Annotated in this window: 15 protein-coding genes; all 15 read right to left on the reverse strand. The window is 48.8% G+C overall.

What is annotated here, in order from left to right; genetic code table 11:
• Positions 1–88: 88 nt before the first annotated feature.
• The gene (locus tag ACP5SG_RS06760) at positions 89–4,345 is read right to left on the reverse strand and encodes a PEP/pyruvate-binding domain-containing protein (protein ID WP_424661642.1); all 4,257 of its coding nucleotides are present in this window, start codon (positions 4,343–4,345) and stop codon (positions 89–91) included.
• A gap of 3 nt (positions 4,346–4,348) precedes the next feature.
• Positions 4,349–5,356 carry a type I glyceraldehyde-3-phosphate dehydrogenase gene (gene gap / locus ACP5SG_RS06765; RefSeq protein WP_428123049.1) on the reverse strand — a complete coding sequence of 336 codons (1,008 nt, stop codon included), beginning with the start codon at positions 5,354–5,356 and terminating at the stop codon, positions 4,349–4,351.
• Positions 5,357–5,360: 4 nt separating this feature from the next.
• Positions 5,361–5,900, reverse strand: coding sequence for a GNAT family N-acetyltransferase (locus ACP5SG_RS06770; protein ID WP_428123051.1), 540 nt, complete (start codon positions 5,898–5,900; stop codon positions 5,361–5,363).
• A complete protein-coding gene (locus ACP5SG_RS06775) occupies positions 5,854–6,255 on the reverse strand; it encodes a PTS sugar transporter subunit IIA (RefSeq protein ID WP_237888454.1) in 402 nt (133 codons plus the stop codon). The genes ACP5SG_RS06770 and ACP5SG_RS06775 overlap by 47 nt, the downstream gene beginning before the upstream one ends.
• Positions 6,256–6,257: 2 nt before the next feature.
• Positions 6,258–7,157 carry an RNase adapter RapZ gene (rapZ, locus tag ACP5SG_RS06780; RefSeq protein ID WP_237888455.1) on the reverse strand — a complete coding sequence of 300 codons (900 nt, stop codon included), beginning with the start codon at positions 7,155–7,157 and terminating at the stop codon, positions 6,258–6,260.
• Positions 7,158–7,224: 67 nt separating this feature from the next.
• Positions 7,225–7,737: a ribosome hibernation-promoting factor, HPF/YfiA family gene (gene hpf / locus ACP5SG_RS06785; RefSeq protein WP_237888456.1), complete on the reverse strand. Its 513-nt coding sequence runs from the start codon at positions 7,735–7,737 to the stop codon at positions 7,225–7,227.
• 45 nt (positions 7,738–7,782) lie between these two features.
• Positions 7,783–9,273, reverse strand: a complete 1,491-nt coding sequence (rpoN, locus tag ACP5SG_RS06790) for an RNA polymerase factor sigma-54 (protein WP_237888457.1) — start codon at positions 9,271–9,273, stop codon at positions 7,783–7,785.
• A 5-nt stretch (positions 9,274–9,278) separates the two neighbouring features.
• Complete coding sequence (gene lptB, locus ACP5SG_RS06795; RefSeq protein WP_237888458.1) at positions 9,279–10,001, reverse strand: LPS export ABC transporter ATP-binding protein; 723 nt, start codon at positions 9,999–10,001, stop codon at positions 9,279–9,281.
• Between the two features lies 1 nt (position 10,002).
• Complete coding sequence (lptA, locus tag ACP5SG_RS06800; RefSeq protein ID WP_237888459.1) at positions 10,003–10,587, reverse strand: lipopolysaccharide transport periplasmic protein LptA; 585 nt, start codon at positions 10,585–10,587, stop codon at positions 10,003–10,005.
• Positions 10,588–10,591: 4 nt separating this feature from the next.
• Positions 10,592–11,158 (reverse strand): LPS export ABC transporter periplasmic protein LptC, encoded by a 567-nt coding sequence (lptC, locus tag ACP5SG_RS06805; RefSeq protein WP_237888460.1) that lies wholly within the window; start codon positions 11,156–11,158, stop codon positions 10,592–10,594.
• A gap of 18 nt (positions 11,159–11,176) precedes the next feature.
• Positions 11,177–11,734 carry a KdsC family phosphatase gene (locus tag ACP5SG_RS06810; protein ID WP_237888461.1) on the reverse strand — a complete coding sequence of 186 codons (558 nt, stop codon included), beginning with the start codon at positions 11,732–11,734 and terminating at the stop codon, positions 11,177–11,179.
• Positions 11,721–12,584, reverse strand: a complete 864-nt coding sequence (gene kdsA, locus ACP5SG_RS06815; protein ID WP_237888462.1) for a 3-deoxy-8-phosphooctulonate synthase — start codon at positions 12,582–12,584, stop codon at positions 11,721–11,723. The genes ACP5SG_RS06810 and kdsA overlap by 14 nt, the downstream gene beginning before the upstream one ends.
• Positions 12,584–14,221 (reverse strand): CTP synthase, encoded by a 1,638-nt coding sequence (locus ACP5SG_RS06820; RefSeq protein WP_237888463.1) that lies wholly within the window; start codon positions 14,219–14,221, stop codon positions 12,584–12,586. The genes kdsA and ACP5SG_RS06820 overlap by 1 nt, the downstream gene beginning before the upstream one ends.
• Positions 14,222–14,224: 3 nt before the next feature.
• The gene (locus tag ACP5SG_RS06825) at positions 14,225–14,758 is read right to left on the reverse strand and encodes a cob(I)yrinic acid a,c-diamide adenosyltransferase (RefSeq protein ID WP_424661643.1); all 534 of its coding nucleotides are present in this window, start codon (positions 14,756–14,758) and stop codon (positions 14,225–14,227) included.
• A gap of 57 nt (positions 14,759–14,815) precedes the next feature.
• The coding region (locus tag ACP5SG_RS06830) for an AsmA-like C-terminal domain-containing protein (protein WP_428123060.1) at positions 14,816–17,522 on the reverse strand (2,707 nt) is incomplete at its 5' end.

The following is a 17,522-nucleotide window of genomic DNA, read 5'->3' on the forward strand; positions in this document are numbered from 1 at the left end:
ATACCAAGTTTTATTGGGCGCCTTTCATTCTCAATGCTTATCATGACTGTCCTCCAATATTTTTTTTAAACACCCACGGGAGCTGCGGTCAACCTTTTCTCATAAGGACAGGATGTCTGCCCAGATAGACCATACCCTTTCTTCCGTCAATACTTATATAATCTCCTGAATGTATAACCTTGCCATTGATATTTGCAAGGCCTTCCGATTCGAACACCTTGAGCTGTTTGCAACCGACTACACAGACCTTATCCAATCCAAACGCCACTATAGCTGCATGAGAAGTCTGCCCGCCCTTGGCGGTCAGGAGGCCCTGGGAAAGCGAGATCTCCTTTATATCGTCAGGAACCGTATCAGATCTTATAAATATAAGCGGCGTATCTGGCTCGCGCGCCCTAAAGGCCTCTATCTCCGCCATGCTGAACACCGCCTTTCCGGAAAGGGCTCCGCCACTCACCCCTATGCCGCGGCCGAGATAGCTCGCATCAAGCTCCTGGTCTTTGATAAACACCGCCAACGCGTCATGTTTTTTAGTGCTCATATTCCTGGTCTGGAGTATATACAGCTTATCGCGTTCAGGCCCCTCAAAGGTGAATTCTATCTCCTGATGGCTCCACTTCCTCTTGTATATCAGATGATTTGAGAGATCCAAAAGGGCATTGTATATCTCAGGAAATGCCTCCTCAAGGGTCATCTCGGAATCCAGGCCGAGTATCTCTTTCTGTTCCACCGAGATGGGGTATGTGGTGACAAGCCCGCTTACGATATCTTCGCCCTGATTGCCTGGCGTAAAGTCACCCCAAAGACTTACCCTATCCAACTTCCTTTTGGGATTTGCAGTGAAAACAACCCCTGTACCGGATGACTCCGAAAGATTGCCATATGCCATAGCCTGCACTATGATGGCTGTCCCCCAGTAATCCGACAGGCCCATGATCTCGCGGTAGGCCCTGGCCTTGTCAGAATCCCAGGAACCCTTGACCATCCTGACAGCTGCAAGGAGCTGCTCGAATGGATCCTCCTCTATCAAGAGGCCATGATCCAAAAGGGCATTGCGGTAAGCCATCGCCAGCTCCATCATCTGGGCACCCGAAAACTCCCTTTTCTTTTGTACGCCATATAGGTCTTTATGCCTTTTCATGAGGCTAGTAAAGATCTCGCGGTCCATACCTGATGTCATACCCCATGACTGCAAGAACCTCCGGTAATTATCCCATGCAAACCAGGCGTTGCCGGTCTTTGCGGCAAGGCCCTCGATAGTCTCGAGGTTGCTGCCGACATTTATGATGGTGGACATCATGCCGGGCATAGATATGGCCGCTCCACTTCTAACCGAAAGGAGCAAGGGATTGGATGGGTCACCGTACCTCCTGCCCGTCATGTCCTCAATCTGTTTGATACAAGATGCAAGCTGCCTTTTGAAGTCTTTATATACCCTTGGAAAACGCTGAAAGATCGGATAACATCTAAAAAACTCGGTGGTAATGATCGCGCCGGGTGGAACAGGCGCGCCCCCTTCTGCCAAAAGGACTAGATTAAACCCCTTGTTACCCAGATGTATCAGGTTTTTGGTCTTGGATGCAGGCGAACGAATAGAATGGAGCAGCGACCTGGATTCATAGCTTAAAAGCAGCTCAAGATCCCGTTGGCTCAATGCCTCTTTCTGTTCGCACAAGACCTGATATATCCTGGAAATAAAATTATCGAGACTCTGGAGCCCGAACGAATTCGAAATGAGATCACGAAAAAACCGTTCGGATATCTGGCGAGCCATGTCTTCATGGCTTGTCGCCTCTTTCAATGCCCTGTATTTGGGCAAGAGACCATCTGGGCCAAGTTGCTTGATTATACGAAAAAACAGGTCTTGGTGAGGGTTTATATAATAGATATTTATCATATCTTTTATGCCCTCTGAAAGCCCTTTGACTATATCCATATACTGAGAAAAGGTAAAACGCCTGATAGCCAGCGACTGTTCAAGAAGCATGAGATAGGTATAAAAAACTCTTGAATATACACCGTCTAATTGGGCAGCCCTGCCGAAGAGTCGAAGGATCTTGGATATCCGTATAAACATCTCCCTTGTAATGAACGGGACGTCGAAACCGGCCACGAGTTGTTCAAAATACATGTTTGCGATGCCTTCGAGCCTGAGAGTAAGACTCAAGGCATCAAACTTCCGCTCATGATAACGGCCATACATGGACGGTATATCCACAGCGATATGCCTTTTATAGTATACATCCTCCCGCGGCTCAAAACGCTGCGGACTCATAATGATCTTCTTGAGCGACTCCAATTCGCCCAGGATCACCTCAAGACTCTTTTGAGGATCATTGAACTCAAGGGCCTCAGCGACCTTGTCAAGCCCCTCAAAACCCCATTTCTTGGCCTCCTCAAGATGGTATCTGATCTCCTGCACGCCCAATTTATATTTAAAGACCTCAAACCTATACATCTTTATCAGGAGCTCGACCCGTTTTTTTTCATAAACCGGTACGTCATCAACCTCATCGAGCATCCTGGAAAGGGCGTCATCCGGGAGATTCAAAAGTGCGTCGATCTGACCTGCAAATGGCTCAAGATTAAGCGCCACAGCCAGATGACGGATACAACGCTGGACATAATCTACGTATGGCCCGGAAGAATGCACCTGCTCCAAGATATCGGCCGGGACATAAGGGGCAAGGCCGTCTTTCTGCCCACTGTACCAAAAACACAAAATGGCCTCGATAAAATCGACTATAAGATTGTTACTCTCAACATGGCTCTGTTTTCTCAAAAAATGTATGAGCGCATCCTGCCTTTTAGATATCTCATCGATCTCTGTCGAGACATCCCTCAGGAGCCCTTCAGCCCCTATCTCGTTAAAATAGACAGGTATGACCTTTACAAACTGTTTTATTAAATTGTAGACTGGTTCTATATCGGCATTAAGCAAAAGACTTATGTCTTTTTGAAATAAATCTGTATCCCTGATACATGTACCGGCGAGCTTTATGTTGATGATGAGTGCTGAAAGCAGGGTGCCGCAGTCCTTTGGTTTCTGGCCTATCAATTTCAACCATGCTCGTACATTCGGAAGGTGGGCCGGATTGCACAGTATATGCCACTCAGCATCGACACCCTTAACGCCTGGCGTCTGAAAACCGAGATCCACCACCTGCTCCAAAAAGAGCTCGGTAAGCCTAGGGTTATCTAGCTTGAACACCTCTGCACCGAGTACCTCAAGACACTGTATGGCGGTCTTAGGGAAATTGCCTGTCTGGACCTTCAGCAGGGAAAAACTCTTCGGGAGCACCTCCTGAAGCTGGTCGAGCCGCGCAGCCCTTACCAGGCCAAGAAGCCGGCGGTTGATCTGTCGCAGCACCTCCTCGTGTATGACGGAAAGCCCTTCCATCTCAACCAACCGAAAGAGGAAAAAGAGGTGTATATCTATCTTGTGGGTACCATCCCGACCCTCTTCTACAGTGAGAGGGCGATCGCCAAACCCGACAGCAAGATTCTGGGCGATAAGCCTGTAACTCTTGACTATGTCGACATGGTCCGGCATAGAAAAAAGACAACGCAGTGTGTCCGCTGCATCGTTTCTGCTGGAACATGCCTCGATTTCACTCAAGATGGATCTAAGGCTGGCATGCGATACCGGTTTGAGGACCTTTTTTATATATGCCATCTCTTCTGCATCGACCTTAAGGCCATAGTGATTGATTGTGGCCTCAAACCAAGTCACGGGATCTTCGACGTCAAGCCAATAGGCAACAGTCATCTTGCGTATCTTCCTTACAAGCCTTACAGCTTCCTGCCAAAGCCCTCTGTAATCATCCAGCCCGTTAAGTCTCTCGAAAATTACGGCAACGGCACGCGGCAACGGATGACAGCTCTGAGAAACGGCCATGACCATATCTTCATCCCAGGCGTCTATGTCAGAAAGGGCTGCCGTTAAAACAGGCGCAAGCCTTGCAAGGGAATTGTCGTCAGAGGTCCGGGCTATCTTTTCAAAAAAGGCGGTAAGGCCATCTATGGCCTCGACCTTCTGTGGCTTTTTGGGCGACCTGACTGCTGCAAACTCAAAGGCCTGGATCAGTGCGCCGACCGCGGCCGCGCCAAGCTTGCAGCGGCTTATGGTTGCATAATTCTTCATGGCGAAGTCACGGAGTTCACCTATGACTACATTCCAATTGACAAAAGGGTGATGGAGCTCATAGATGAGGTGATCGGCGGCCTTGAAAAGACCTTGATAATCCCTCACCGCCTCTCTCAAGACCTGATATCTAGGGTCTATCTCTACGGCAGAAACAGCCGTCTCCTTCAAATTTTGACGAAGCGCCTCTGATTCCAGCATAAATTAAAATGCCTTCCTTGCCTCCATATGCAAAATGAGGTCAAGCACCCTGTTGGAATATCCCCATTCGTTGTCATACCAAGCCATCACCTTTATAAGATCGCCGCCCATAACTTTGGTGCAGAGGCCATCAACAATAGAAGAATGCCTGTCATGCAAAAAATCTGAGGACACGAGAGGCTCTTCGGTATAGCCGAGGTAACGATTACATGCGGCCTTGATGGCCTCGTTTATCTCCTGGACGCCGGCTTTCTTTTCTACCTGCACAACCAGGTCCACAACCGACACGTCAGGCGTGGGCACACGGACTGCAAGTCCATCCAGTTTGCCTGCAAGCCCCTGGATCACCTTCCCGACTGCCGATGCAGCACCTGTCTTAGTAGGGATTATATTGACTGCAGCCGCCCTCGCCCTCCTGAGGTCGCTATGCGCAAGGTCCAAGAGCCTCTGATCGTTAGTATACGCATGGACAGTGGTCACAAGCCCTTTTACAATACCAAACTTGTCCAAAATGACCTTTGCAACAGGCGCAAGACAGTTTGTGGTGCACGAGGCATTTGAGACGACATGATGCCTTGACGGGTCATAATCGTCTTCATTCACGCCCATGACAATAGTTATGTCTTCACCCTTGGCAGGGGCCGTTATTACGACTCTGTCTGCACCAGCCTCCAGATGACCCCTTGCCTGGTCGCCATCTCTAAACTTTCCTGTGGCCTCTATCACATACTCAACCCCCACCTCATCCCAGGCAAGACCTGTCGGCTCCCTTACCGCCGTGACCCTGATCTCCTTGCCGTCGACAGACATCCCGTTGTCCGTAATCGTGACATCACCTGGAAACCGTCCCATTACAGAGTCATATTTCAACAAATAGGCCATGGTTTTTATATCGGTAAGGTCATTCACAGCAACGACCTCGATAGCGCCGAACTCCTCATAGGTCTTCGCAGCCCTCAAAATATTCCTTCCTATCCGGCCGAACCCGTTGATTCCAACCCTTATTGCCATCTTTCTAACCTCCTATTGAAAGGGTCATAACCATGGAATCCCGCATGGAAATGCCAGGGCCATCCGTGCCTCCATAGGCCGCCACAAAACCCATCTTTTTATAAAATGCTATTGCGGGCAGATTGTCCCTCCTTACATCAAGAACAACCCTCATTCCTTTGCGCCTTTTGGCCCATCTGACGCAGATATCCATTAGTCCGGCGGCCACCCCGCAACGTCTAAAATCAGGCGCCACCGTTAAATTTATTATGTAGACCTCCTGTACGGGCGCGATCCATCTGAAACAAACATAGCCCACCACCCCACATCGGGCGACAATTCCAGCCTCCACAGGGACTGTGACCCAAAGATGCGACAAAGGACTGCAGCCGCCCAATTCCTTTTCAAAATCCATTCTGGACCATGGCCTTGGATGCGACGCCTCTTCAATAGCGAGTATCCATGGCAGATCCGCCTCCCTGGCAGGCCTGACGATCACCCTCAATTCGAGGCCTAATTCATCTTTTAAGTATGGCCGAGGCCTGATTAATGCTTTTACGTCCATAATTTACAACCTCATCAGCCACCTCGGTCAAGGTCTTTTTTTGAGTACGCGACTGACACAGATTGATCAACATCGGCAGATTCGCCCCTGTTACCACCTCGATTTTATTTTCTTCAAGAAATGCAAGGGTTATATTGGACGGCGTCCCACCGAACATGTCAGTAAGTATCAACACACCCTCGCCGGAATCCACGTCTTTTATCGCCTTACGTATCTCAGATTTCAGCTCATCCACATCACGCTCAGGATCGATCGATACGGCCTGTATCTGTTCTGCCTTACCTACGATAAATACAGCCGTATCTAACAATTCACGGGCAAGCTGGCCATGGGCAGCGACAACAACGCCTATCATCTCTAAGCCTCCCTATCGATATCTCTGTGGCTGACAATGACCTCTTCGCCATAACTTACAAACTTATCCCTTAAATATTCTGTAATTACAACACTTCTATGACGGCCACCCGTACAGCCCACTGCGATTACAAGATATGACTTCCCTTCATTGCGGTATCTTGGCAGCAAAAATTGCAAAAGTTCCTCGGAGCGGGATAGGAATTCCATCGTGTCCTTTTGGCCCAAGACAAAATTCCTTACATCAGCTTCCATTCCGCTAAGCTTGCGAAGGCTGTCTTCGAAATATGGATTCGGCAGAAAACGTACGTCGAACACCAGATTTGCATCAGCAGGAAGGCCGTATTTAAACCCAAAGGATAGAATGTGCACTACCATCCTGTCCAGACGCATCCTAGGGGCATACAGATCAAAGATGCTATGGCGGAGCTGATGGACATTGAGATCAGAGGTATCGAGCAGTTTGTCAGCCGACTCCCTCAGGTCCCTCATCTTTTTTCTTTCGAGCCTGATGCCTTTCAAGACCTCGCCGCTTTGTTCCAAAGGATGGTGTCTGCGGGTCTGGCTATATCTTCGCAAAAGCACATCTTCTTTTGCATCAACAAACAATATCTCAAGATGAAAGCCTTGCCTTTTCAGCTTTGAAAAGATGAAACGATATTGCTCGAGAAACGTCTCCTCCCTGATATCCATGACGAGCGCGACCTTTGTTGGTCCCTTGGATGTGCTTTCAGTAAAAGACAAAAATTCAGGCAGCAGGATTATGGGCAGATTGTCGACACAAAAATAACCCATATCTTCAAAGGCCTTGAGTGCCGTACTCTTGCCGGAACCTGACATGCCGGTGATTATTACCGTCTGAACCAGTCTCATACTTGAGGTACCGTCTATGTCAGACCACATTGCCACCCCTTAATCCTCAAGTAAGGGCAAGACCATACACCTTAAAGGCCTAAGGCAAAGACACGCGTCATGGCTGGATCAGGCCAAGGACGCCGTCCTTCCGCCAGTATAGCACATTTATCTCGCCAGTCTCGGCGTTATGAAAGGCAAGCAGATCTCTGCCCAGCGTCTGGAGTTGAATGACGGCCTCATCCACCGGCATTGGCTTTATCGGCATCTTTTCTATTATTATCATGTGATCCCCGCCCTCCTCCGCCTCTTCAGCCGCAACCTGGATCAGGGCCGGTGCGCCTTTTTTGTCGCGGATCCTCTCACGAAATCTCTTAAGCTGCCTCTCTATCTTGTCGGACAGGAGATCTATGGTGGTATGCATGTCGTTCTGTTCTTCCTTGGCGGCCGCCCTTATACCGTCTCCCCTGACAACCACTTCAGCCATATTCCTGAATTTCTCAACGGAAAGCACGACATTCATCTCGACCGGGCCATCGACATATTTCTTTAATTTTTGAAATCTGGTCTCTACATAATTACGCAATTCGTCAGATTGATCACAATGCCTAAATGTAACATTTATTCTCATTAAATATCCTCCGCCGTTTTGTTGTCCAACTATAAATTTACAAATTTACGATTTAGTATTGATGCGTTTTCTGTGACTGGATGGTGATATTCCCAACATTTCTCTATACTTGGCTACAGTTCTCCTTGCTATATGGATATTATCTTTTTCCAGCAATTCAACTATTTTTTTGTCACTATAAGGTCTTGATGAATCCTCAGATTGAACCAACTGTTTTATTTTTTGTTTGATGCTATGAGTAGCTATATCTTCACCATTCTCTCTATTAATACCTCTACTGAAGAAAAATTTAAGCTCGAATAGCCCTTGAGGTGTTTGGACATATTTATTTGTTGTAACTCTACTGATTGTCGATTCATGCATTTGGACGTCTTCAGCTACATCTCTTAATTTTAATGGTTTAAAATAATCAATACCTTTATCTAAAAATTCTCTTTGAAACTTTACTATGCTTGTAGTAACTTTAAAAATTGTCTTTTGTCGTTGCTCAATGCTACGGATCAACCAAATTGCAGACTTTAACTTATCATGTATGAAATCTTTAACATCATTTGATGAAACCTCTTTAGTCAATGCTTCACGATAAAAGGCATTGATTTTAAGTCTTGGTATATCTTCTTCATTCAAAGTTACTATATATTCATCTTCTATCTTATAAACATATATATCAGGTACTATATAATGAGTTTCTTCTGTATTATAAGATCTACCAGGATATGGCTCTAGATGACTTATTATAGTTACACTATTCAAGACATCATCAATACTCCTCCCAGTCGCCTTTGCTATTACTTGGTAATTATGCCTCTCAACATCTTTAAAATACTTGATGATCAAATCCCTGACTAAGGGATCGGATACGCCAAGATGCTCGATTTGGATCAGCAGACACTCCTTCAGGTCTCTGGCCGCGACACCAACAGGATCAAACATCTGTATCTGTCTCAAGACCGCCTCGACCTTCTGTGTGGCGCAACCGATCTCGCCAGCCAATTCCTGGACAGATGCCTTTAAATAGCCATTTTCATCCAGATTGCCTATTATCAGACCACCTATCGCCCGCTCTTCGTCATCCATGCGGGACATCTGTAGTTGCCACATAAGATATTCTGCAAGATTTGCTGAGCAAGTCAGGAGATTTTCATAATCGGGGGACTCCTTTTCTTCAAAGGAATAGGCCTGGATGACATTTTTCCTATCTTCGTCCCAAAATTGCTTCCAATCCACATCTTCAATGGCCTTGTCTTCCCATGGTGTCTTTTCAAGCTCAGTGGACGCCAAACTCGGAAGGACCGATTCTTCCCACTGGATTGATCCATCTGTGTCGACAAGGCCTTCTGACCCTTGCCCATCCGTGCTGCTGTATGAATCACCAGCCTCATCTTCTTCAAGAACCGGATTCGACCGGAGCTCTTCGTTTATCGTATCTATCAGCTCGGCCCTTGACAATTGGAGGAGCTTTATGGCCTGCTGCAGCTGTGGCGTCATGACCAACTGCTGGGTAAGTTTGAGGTTTTGTTTGAGTTCCAAGACCATGGCGATTAAAGTCTAAAAGATTCCCCCAGATATATCTTCTTCACAAAAGCGCTTGAGGCTATATGTGTGGGTGGACCTTCCTCAACAATGGCCCCGTCATTAACAATATAGGCGCGGTCGCACACAGTCAAGGTTTCGCGGACGTTGTGGTCAGAGATGAGCACCCCTATACCGCGCTCTTTAAGCCCCCTGATTATCCCCTGAAGGTCTGAAACGGCAAGCGGATCAATACCTGCAAAAGGCTCGTCTAACAACATAAACCTTGGATCAGTAGCAAGGGCCCTCAGCACCTCCAGGCGACGTCTCTCTCCCCCAGAAAGGGAATGTGCCATATGACCCGCCAGCGCCTCAAGGCCCATATCCCCCAACATTTTTGCGACTCTTACCTCTATCTCGTCACGAGACAACCCCCTCTCCTCGAATACAAGGCGGAGATTGTCCGAAACGGTAAGATGTCTAAAGACAGATGGCTCCTGTGGAAGATACGTTATCCCCATCTTCGCCCTCTCGTGCATAGGAAGCCGGGTCACATCACGCCCATCCAAAGAAACCGTCCCTTCATTGGGCTGAATAAGACCCGCTATGATATAAAAAGTGGTGGTTTTGCCAGCACCATTCGGCCCTAAGAGGCCGACTATGCTGTGATCGCTGAGCTCGAGGCATATGTTGTTTACAACAAGCCTCTTGCCATAGCGCTTTGTAAGATTTAAGGCCTCTAGTGTAACCACGTTATTTTTCCGACGGATAGACCACGGCCTCGACCTTCTCTTTACCTCCGCCCTGGACTACACTACGGTTTTCATTGAGAAATAAGGTGATCACATTCCCCTTTACCCTGTTCGGCCCTTCCCAGACCTGTGCAGAGCCTGAAAGCGTAATCTTTTCGGCCTGTTTTTCATAAACCGCCTTTTCGCCGGTAGCGACCTTCCCCCCTTTTGTTATGCGCACATGTCCTGTCGCGACTATCTTGTCTATGGCCTTCTTGCCTTCCTGCGAGGCCTTTGACGGCTGCTCCTGCTTAGAATAAAAGACCTCGAGTTTGTCGCAATCTATGACCATATCGTCTTTTGTAGCTACAACATGACCTGTAAAGACGGCCGTGCCCTTCTGATCCATAACCTCCATAAGGTCGCTCTTTATATGTATAGCCCCCTTATCCCGGGTATTTACTAGCTCTCGATCGTTCGAGGCCGCTCCTGTTTGGGAAAAACCAGGCGAGACAAGACCTAAAACAGTCACAAAGACAAAAAGAAAAGATATACATACCTGCCTGGCAGGCGGGCCGAATTGCGATGCAACCATACGTTTTTTCATGATATTAAAACTCCATTGAACCTTGGGATGAAATTGCGGATGTCTGGGATCTCACCTTTAGCCTCCCCAACTTAAGGTCATATTCAAGACCATTGCCGTTCATAACAAGGCCATTGCCCCTTATAACTACCCTATCTTTCGTCCAGATAAGCCCCTTTTTCTGGTCAAGATCCAGTGTGGCGGTTTTCAATACCTGGCCGCTCGGCAGGTTTACGACGACCCTGCCGTTAAGGACAAGGACGCTGTTGACTTTATAATTTCCATAATCCGCGGTCGCCACTATCTTTTTACCACCTTTTTGGAAAAAATTTATCTCAACGCCTTTTAAATACATAATGCCTCTACCTTGATACATCTTTGCAGTATCAGCCTTGAGCATCCATTGAGGCTGATCACCGATATTGTGGGTATATTTCAATCCATCTACCACAATATCCGCCTCATAAGCCCCAAAGGGTCCGCCTGCAAGACCTTTACGCCCAAACCTCTCCCTCTGCCACGGACCCAACAGGATAAGCAATGTCAATCCAGCCACTACAATCCAGAGAAAATATCGCCAATTAAACCTCAAAATCCGTCTCGCCTCGCCTTAACCCAGGTCTGATCCAAGGTTCAAGTCTTCATTTAAAAATACACCCCACTTGTTCTGCGCCTTCAAGATAAGATCACACACCTCCCGTACTGCGCCCTTGCCTCCGCCCCTTTGCGTAACATAGTCAACATGATCGTGTAATGGATATGCTGCATCTGAAACGGCCACCGACAACCCGACCCTCTTTAGAAGAGGCAGATCCGCCCAATCGTCGCCAATATAGGCCGCATCTTCGTCTTTTATGCCTAATTCGGCAAGGATCGTCTTATAAACGGTCATTTTCTCAGTCCGACCCTGAAAAACCCTTTCTATGGACAATTCCATAGCCCGTTTCTCAACGGCCATCGAGGTACGGGAGCTGATCAGTGCAACCTCTATCCCCGCCCTTTTCAATAATTTGAGTCCAAACCCATCTTGTACGTTGAAGGCGTGGATCTGTTCGCCCTTGGCATTATAGACTATCGAGCCATCGGTTAAAACCCCATCGACATCTGAAATAAAGAGCCTTATACGAGCTGCCTTGGCCAATAGTATCTGCATGTCAATATGGGCCACCGCAGGCCTCCTTGATCCTAGCCAAGACCTTCAAAAGCGATCCAGCGTCATCGAGGGAAAGGCTATTAGGCCCATCACATCTCGCCTCATCAGGCCTCGGATGAACCTCCATGAATACGCCGTCCACCCCTGCGGCCATTGCGGCCCTTGCAAGAAGCGGCACAAATTCCCGCTGACCTGAAGAACAACCATCGCCGCCGCCTGGAAGCTGCACGCTGTGGGTTGCATCGAAGATGACGGGCGCACCGAGGCCTCGGATGATAGCAAGCCCGCGCATATCAACCACCAAGTTGTTGTATCCAAAGGATACGCCCCGCTCGGTAACAATCACCTGATTGTTTCCTGACTCCCTTACCTTTTTGATTGCATATTTCATGTCCCAGGGGGCCATGAATTGGCCTTTTTTGATATTGACTGGACGCCCAGTCCTTGCCGCCGCAACCAGGATATCCGTCTGTCTGCACAAAAAGGCCGGTATCTGGATACAGTCCAGGACCCGTGCCGCCCTTTCGGCCTGATCTGGGGTGTGTATATCGGACAGCACTGGAATCCCAAGCCTCGCCTTGATATCCATAAGCATCTCAAGACCCCTTTCAATCCCAGGTCCTCTGTACGAACTGATGGATGTCCTATTGGCCTTGTCAAAGGATGCCTTAAAGATATAAGAAAAACCAGCGGCGCTGGCCGTTTTGGCCATATATTCACCGATCAAAAGGGCGGTATCCATATCCTCAAGCACACATGGACCAGCAATCAAAAGCGGCTTCTCATCGCCGCCGACCTTAAAGCCGCCTATATTCACCACATTAACCCGCTCGGAACCCTGCTGTGCCACTATACTACCCTCCATTAAGAACCTAACCTCCTTGCAAGGGCGGCCTGTATGAATGCAGCAAAAAGCGGGTGCGGGTCAAGGGGCCTTGATTTAAACTCGGGATGAAACTGACAACCCACGAACCACGGATGACCAGGAAGCTCCACGATCTCAACCAACTCCCCGTTCGGAGAAAGCCCGGAAAGTATCAAGCCCGCCCCTTCCAAGCGCTCTCTATAATCATTGTTGAATTCATATCTGTGCCTGTGTCTTTCGAATATCTCATCTTTTTTATATGCCGCATGGGCCTTGGTGCCCGCTACAAACCTGCACGGGTAGGCACCGAGTCTCATCGTACCACCAAGGTCGGAACCCTCATCGCGTTTTTCGATCTTTCCCGTTTGATAATCAAACCACTCCCGCATGAGATAGATCACCGGATCAGGTGTAGATGGTGCAAACTCAGTGCTATCGGCCATAGGGATGCCGGCCACATTTCTTGCAAACTCTATGACTGCAAGCTGCATGCCGAGACATATGCCGAAAAACGGAATATTGTTTTTTCTTGCATAGGTAATAGCCTCGAGCTTCCCTGCAATGCCTCTGGAGCCAAAGCCCCCTGGCACCAAAACCCCATCCGCCATTGAAAGTCGATCTTCCAGCTCCTTTCCATACATCTCCTCAGAGTTGATGAAATCAATCTCAACCTCGGCACTATTTGCAACGCCACCATGAAACAAAGCCTCGTTCAGACTCTTGTATGACTCAGTGAGGTCTACATACTTGCCCACCATAGCGATCCGGACCCTGTGCTGGGGCTGTCTCGCCCTCGCGATAAAATCCTCCCACAGTGTTAAGACCGGCGCCCTTGTCCACATATTCAAGGCCTCGACCACGCGCTCATCGAGGCCTTCCTCATGAAATTTTAGCGGGACTTCGTATATGCATTTGACGTCCTTGGCCGTTATAACCCTGTCTTCCTTTACGTCGCAAAAGAGGGCTATCTTGGACTTTATGGCAGACGACAACGGGATCTCGGAACGGCACAAGAGGATGTCAGGCTGTATGCCTATGGCGCGAAGCTCCTTTACGCTGTGCTGAGTCGGTTTCGTCTTCAGCTCGCCGGCGGTCTTGATGTAAGGGACATATGTAACATGTATGTAAAGGGTATGCTCCTTGCCGAGGTTGCCCCTGAGCTGCCTTATGGCCTCAAGAAACGGAAGGCCTTCTATGTCTCCCACCGTCCCGCCTATCTCGACCAAGGCTATATCGGCCTCGCCGTCGAGCTGCAGTATCGCCTGCTTTATCTCGTCTGTAATGTGCGGAATGACCTGGACGGTACCGCCGAGGTAATCACCCCTCCTTTCTTTTGAAATAACACTGTAATAGATACGTCCTGATGTGTAATTATGCCGCTTGCCGAGCTTTGCATTGGTAAAACGTTCGTAGTGCCCGAGGTCAAGGTCGGTCTCAGTCCCGTCATCCGTAACAAAGACCTCTCCATGCTGAAACGGATTCATGGTACCAGGGTCAACATTTATATAGGGGTCGAGTTTCTGAAAAGTCACCTTGAGACCTCTCGCCTCAAGAAGAGCGCCCAGAGATGCCGCTGCAAGGCCTTTACCTAGCGAAGAAAGCACGCCGCCTGTAATGAATATGAATTTTGTCTTCATGTATTATTTTTCCACCCCCACCCTGGCCGTTATGCCTCTTTCATAATAGTGCTTGATACAACGCATCTCCGTTACGACATCGGCATCTTTAAAAAGGATTTCATCCGCCCATCTGCCGGTAAGTATTATCTCCACACCAGAGGGTCTTGATTCGAGCAATTCCTTCATCTCATCAAACCCTATGAGTCCATAATGCATGGCCACATTAATCTCATCCATAACCACCATATCATACAACCCACCCCTTACTATCCCTTTTATCTCGTCAAACCCCTTTCTGGCAAGCTTTATATCTTCCTCACACGGCCTTCCTCTGATAAAACGTCCTGCACCGTATTGTTGTACGACCACTTGTCCACCAAATGACCTCATGGCCTTGATCTCGCTGAACTCCCCTTCTTTCAAAAACTGGCCCCAAAAGACCCTCCAACCTGCACCAACAGCCCTAAGGGTAAGACCCAATGCGGCTGTAGTCTTGCCCTTGCCGTCTCCTGTATAAATCTGTACGTAACCCCTTTCTCTGCTTCTTTCGTTCATGCCTCAGACCCTTTCTTACATTGTCTCACGACAAAAAAGCGGCAGCTTGTCATAATCTCATCTGCCCTTCTGCGACGGTACAACGAGAGCTGGCTCCACCAGGTAATATGGTATCTTGAGCGTATTAGTCAGCAGATCTAAAACCCCTCTGCCTACCGCCCTAGCAGGCAAAAGGGTGACATCCGGGTCTTTGAGCGGACCCTTGACCCCCACTGCTATGGTTATCACCGCCCCACGCTTGCCGCCGAGCACCCTTCCAAGGATAGGCACCTTTGCGATAATCCTGTCCAGGGTCTTGAACGGTGCGATCAAAAAGGTGATGTCCGAATCGAATTTTGCAAGGTCGACCGAACCGCTTGCAAAAAGATTGAGCCCCTGACCGTTTATCACCGTCTTTTTAAGCACAAGGACACCATCCTTCACGTCACCGTCCATATTTAAATTGGAATAGACAAAGCCTTGTTTTAACAGATCGGGGAGGGCGCCTGAGAATATATCTGTTACGTTCAAAATACTGAAGACCTTGGCCAGGAGCGTGAGCCGTCTTATCCTACCGTCCCTGGACATGAGATCCACATGACCCCCGCTCCACCTCTCAGGCGTACCCTCAAGGCTGAGGTTCATCTCAAATGGACCCTCTATGATATCACTGTCATAACCGAGACATGGTAAAACATCTTGAAACGCCGCCCCTCCGGGAGGGGTGAGGACGCGGAAGACACTTCTTAAGCCGGCACCCATGCGCCCCTCCCACCTACCTGAAGCATTCAGGCCGCAAAGATTGGCCGATTCCACCGACACCTCAATGGCCTTGTCTTTTAAAAGCATCGCCTCACCCTTTACAGAGCGGAAATTGTAAATATGCCCCCCTTTTTTGTGCGGTATCCTATTGCCTTCAGCCCCCGCTTCTGTGTATTGCAATCTTCCTATCCCAAAACCTATTCTGCCAGTAATAGCCAGTCTGGAAGGGCCGGTATCTTTCAAGAGCTCTTTTATGATCCTGTCTATATTCGCCCACGATACGGTCTTTGACTTAAGGACGCCGTTTATGTCAAGACCCCTCTGCGTACCCACAACCTTGCAGGTCCCTGTTATAATCTCATCGTTGATGCGGATCGCCAAAGGATCCAACTCAACACCTGTCCCTAAAGACCTGAACTTCAATCCCTGTATCTCAAGTATGCCCCCTCCACTTATTGGGACATTGAAGTTAGAGACATCCATGACGCCGACAAAGGTCCATGGCTGAGACAGGCGTGGGCTGTAACCAAGCCTGAAGGAACCTGATATGACACCCGAAAGGAGCGTATTTTTCTCAAGCACGGCGTCAAGGGTGGATTTGCTCAACCTGCCCTGCCAATCCATAGAAAAGATACCGTCAGGGCCCTTGTCCAGATCAAGGGAGATAATGCACCCCTCGCTAGATGAACCGTCGGTACCTTTGATTAAAAGCCTTTTCAAAAGTATCTCGGTCCTAGTGTAGATCATATCCATGACGACGGCCGTCGACGGCCTCCCAGGGACGACTCCCGGCATTAACCTTCCCTTCAGCGTCAATCTGCCTGGTTCAAAGCCCACTTTGAGTCCTTTGAGGACACACGGGGCCTTTGGGAACAATTCAGAAGGTATCCAATCCTTGGCCCTGATCCAGGCCAGGATTTTATCGTTTGCAACACCTGTGATCTCGACCGAACCGCGCCAGTCCTTCAAAAAATCGTGTGCAAGATCGCCAGTAAGAGCTACGGGCTGACCGAATATGGTACCATCCAGGGCCGAGATCGTGACCTTTCGTTCATCAAGGTCAAGCCCCAGCCTGGTGAGATGAAGCGGCCCGGGGAGCAATGGGCTTTCGACGCCGAGCCTACTGCTGGAAATATTGAACTTATACCTCCATCTGTCCGGTTTCAGAAGAAGGCCTGAAAAGAACGCACTCCTTACAGCGATCGTCCCCTTTATACCGGCCAAGACCCCTGAAAAGGCGTCTTTGATAACTGAATATCCAGAAAGTCCGTTATATAAGGCCTGAGAATCGATGTCAGCAGTGAGTGAACTGATATTCAAAGACACGTCTTTTCCCCAATCCACGCTGCCGCTTGCCGCATGTATCCTGTGAGGGCCGACTGCCCCTGCCACCCCCTTCCATGAGACTTCTTTAGGTCCGACCGAAAGCCCACCCCTTTCAATTGTTATAGGCCAAGGCAGCCTGTTATACCTGAGGCTCCCATTCATCTCCGAGACATCAACGTGCACATCAAGATCATGTAGCTTACCCTTGATATCGAGATGCCCCTTCGCCCTTCCCTTTACACCGTTTACAAGGGAAAGCTCCTTTTTAAAGGCCTCATTGTCGACCAATTTGTTGAGCACTGGGGGAAGGGCGGAAAGATCGGCATCAAGATCCAAACCCAGCCTGAAACTGTCGTCCTCGCCAGATATCTGGAGGAAAAATATGCCGTTGCTGCCGTAGTTTTCACCCATCCTGGCAGATAGGCCTTCGCCAGAGAGCGCCCCCTTCACTATCTTGATCGGCCCGCTCACCTCGTCTAGATCTAGATCGACCTTTGGCACATGAACAGGCACCTTGACGACATCCGCTGTGATCTCCATGGCGTCAAGCCGCCTGAGATCAGAGGTCTTCCCGTGGAATGCATATGAGGCCCTGCTCAATTTTCCACCGCGGACTATATCACAGACGTCTTTTGCAACATTATATCTACCAAGAAGGGCAAGAACGGCCTTCCTGACCCCAACAAGGTCCACATTA

It is taken from the genome of Dissulfurimicrobium sp. (genome assembly GCF_049968175.1).
In the GTDB taxonomy this organism is placed as follows: Bacteria; Desulfobacterota; Dissulfuribacteria; order Dissulfuribacterales; family Sh68; genus Dissulfurimicrobium; species Dissulfurimicrobium hydrothermale.

Excerpts from the sequence above, each read along its gene's own strand:
- lptA (WP_237888459.1), bottom strand. The coding sequence starts at position 10,587 with ATGAAAAAACGTATGGTTGCATCGCAATTCGGCCCGCCTGCCAGGCAG.
- rapZ (WP_237888455.1), bottom strand. The coding sequence starts at position 7,157 with ATGTGGTCTGACATAGACGGTACCTCAAGTATGAGACTGGTTCAGACG.
- hpf (WP_237888456.1), bottom strand. The coding sequence starts at position 7,737 with ATGAGAATAAATGTTACATTTAGGCATTGTGATCAATCTGACGAATTG.
- ACP5SG_RS06770 (WP_428123051.1), bottom strand. The coding sequence starts at position 5,900 with ATGGACGTAAAAGCATTAATCAGGCCTCGGCCATACTTAAAAGATGAA.
- rpoN (WP_237888457.1), bottom strand. The coding sequence starts at position 9,273 with ATGGTCTTGGAACTCAAACAAAACCTCAAACTTACCCAGCAGTTGGTC.
- ACP5SG_RS06820 (WP_237888463.1), bottom strand. The coding sequence starts at position 14,221 with ATGAAGACAAAATTCATATTCATTACAGGCGGCGTGCTTTCTTCGCTA.
- ACP5SG_RS06775 (WP_237888454.1), bottom strand. The coding sequence starts at position 6,255 with ATGATAGGCGTTGTTGTCGCTGCCCATGGCCAGCTTGCCCGTGAATTG.
- ACP5SG_RS06760 (WP_424661642.1), bottom strand. The coding sequence starts at position 4,345 with ATGCTGGAATCAGAGGCGCTTCGTCAAAATTTGAAGGAGACGGCTGTT.
- ACP5SG_RS06825 (WP_424661643.1), bottom strand. The coding sequence starts at position 14,758 with ATGAACGAAAGAAGCAGAGAAAGGGGTTACGTACAGATTTATACAGGA.
- gap (WP_428123049.1), bottom strand. The coding sequence starts at position 5,356 with ATGGCAATAAGGGTTGGAATCAACGGGTTCGGCCGGATAGGAAGGAAT.
- kdsA (WP_237888462.1), bottom strand. The coding sequence starts at position 12,584 with ATGGAGGGTAGTATAGTGGCACAGCAGGGTTCCGAGCGGGTTAATGTG.